Source organism: Psychrobacter proteolyticus (assembly GCF_003350005.1).
Lineage (GTDB): Bacteria > Pseudomonadota > Gammaproteobacteria > Pseudomonadales > Moraxellaceae > Psychrobacter > Psychrobacter proteolyticus.
In genome coordinates this window covers 1-2,079 of record NZ_QLKS01000016.1, presented here as the reverse complement: position 1 = coordinate 2,079, position 2,079 = coordinate 1, and the positions used below count along the sequence as shown (strand labels likewise).

Below are 2,079 nucleotides of genomic sequence, written 5' to 3'. Positions count from 1 at the left end.
TAGGTCATCGTCAGCTCTCTATTCTGAAATATCCCCCGACATTAGCTTGTCGGGGGATTTTCTTTTCGCGCGGTTTGGTCACAATGCTTGGTGCTGGAAACTTTAGCGCTAGATACTTCGGTCAAGAATTCAAATTTTCCTACAAACTAGTTTGATGTGATACTATTTATTCCCTTCTAGAATCTACTATTTGTAATTTACTTTGGAGCATATTATGAGCGTTTCACTCTACTATACTGCTGAACGTTCTACTCTTTTGACTCAGCAGGAGCAAGAAAAGATTGCGTCAATAGTCGATAAATATAATGAGAATTTCAAGCATGAAGATGATGCAGAGACTTTCGATCTCTATGCATACGATGATAGTGAGGCAGAGGTTATACTAGCAGGAGCTACAAAGCTACCTGCTAGTATGGATGTAGAAGATCTTATGTATACTCTAGAGCATTGGCTACAGTGTTTGACCCAGATTCGCCTTGCGGTAATTGATGCAGAATGGCATGTGCATCTAGATGATAACAATGCTGTGTGGATAGATGATAAGTGGCAGATGGAAGAGTAACGTTTCACCACTATTATGATTTATATAAATGCCTAAAGCAGCTTCTATGAATTCATATGGTATTTACACAGAAAAGCTCTCAACTGGATAACAGGCTGAGAGCTTTTTTATGAGGAATTATTTTATTCTGCTTACTTTTTACTATTATCTATATAGACAATTCAAGTATTAAGATTATATCATATAATATGAATATATCCTTTATAATATGATCAAAATGATTTGACTTCTATCATTATAGCTGCTAATTTTAAACAGTATTTTTATTACAGGTGTGTAAAAAATATATCTAAACCTTGTAGCCAATTTAATCTAGGATGAATCAAATTGTCTGCTCGTAACACATTACTCCTATTCTCATAATTATCAAAAGGAATTGATAATGAAGTTAGCTCCTCTTTTTTCAATTGGTGCTTTAGCCGCTATTAGTCTTCTTGGCTGTTCTAACCAGTCTGCTGATACGACTGATGGTTCATCAGCTACTTCTCAAGAAACTACCGTACTACGGTTTTCACATTTTTGGCCAGCAACCTCATCTATCAGTAAAGAAGTCTTCGAGCCTTGGGCAAAACAGATAGAAACAGATTCTAATGGTCGTCTAAAAGTGGAGCTTTATCCATCAGCGGGTCTTGCTAAAGCAGACGTTACTTATGAATCTGCTGCTAAAGGTACGATCGATATCGGTTCACAAGCGCATGGTTATACCAACGGTCGCTTTCCTTTGACTCAGATTACTGAACTTCCAGGTTTATCAAATTCAGCAACCCAAATGGGCTGTATGCTACAGACCTTATATGATGACGGTACTTTAGCAGGTGAATACGAAGACTCACATTTATTATTTATGTACGGGGCTGGACCTGGGGCGCTTCATACAACTGATAAGCTAATTCGAACACCTGAAGACATGAAAGGTATGCGTATTCGCCGTCCTTCAGCTGTTGCTGGTGATATTATTGAAAGCGCTGGTGCTTCGCCAGTAGGTTTACCTGCTAATGATATGTATACCTCGTTACAGCGCGGCGTTGTTGATGGTTTGAGTTTCCCTTGGGAAGCAGTAACAGCGTTTAAAATTGATGAGATTACCAAGTATCATACCAATATTCCTTTCTATAGTTCAGCGCTTATGGTGACGATGAATAAGGACAAATATGACAACTTACCTGATGATCTAAAACAAGTTTTGGATAAAAACTCAGGGATGGCATTAGCTAATAAGGTCGGTGAAGTGTTTGATAAACATGACCAAATGGCAATTCAAGCTGCTAAAGATAAAGGTGATGAAATTATCGAAATTCCTGATCCATTAAATGATCCAGACTGGAAAGGGCCACTTGAAAGAGGAACACAAAAATATCTAAAGGATGTTAATGCTTTGGGTTTGGATGCTGATAGTGTCTATGAAAAAGCAAAAGCTGCCAGTGCTGCCTGTAAGGTTTAACCTATTGGAGGTGTCAAATGGCATTTTTAGTCAAGCTCAGCGTCTTAATCTCTAGATTATGCCAATTTATCGGTGG

2 protein-coding genes are annotated in these 2,079 nt (G+C 38.1%); both read left to right on the top strand.

The window, feature by feature from the left end:
• Positions 1-214 precede the first annotated feature (214 nt).
• The gene (locus DXK30_RS12655) at positions 215-562 is read left to right on the top strand and encodes a hypothetical protein (protein WP_114701988.1); all 348 of its coding nucleotides are present in this window, start codon (positions 215-217) and stop codon (positions 560-562) included.
• Between the two features lie 382 nt (positions 563-944).
• Positions 945-2,003, top strand: a complete 1,059-nt coding sequence (locus tag DXK30_RS12650) for a TRAP transporter substrate-binding protein (protein ID WP_114701987.1) — start codon at positions 945-947, stop codon at positions 2,001-2,003.
• Positions 2,004-2,079: the final 76 nt, after the last annotated feature.

Bases quoted from the DNA above. Each gene is read 5' to 3' on its own strand.
- DXK30_RS12655 (WP_114701988.1), top strand. From the start codon at position 215: ATGAGCGTTTCACTCTACTATACTGCTGAACGTTCTACTCTTTTGACT.
- DXK30_RS12650 (WP_114701987.1), top strand. From the start codon at position 945: ATGAAGTTAGCTCCTCTTTTTTCAATTGGTGCTTTAGCCGCTATTAGT.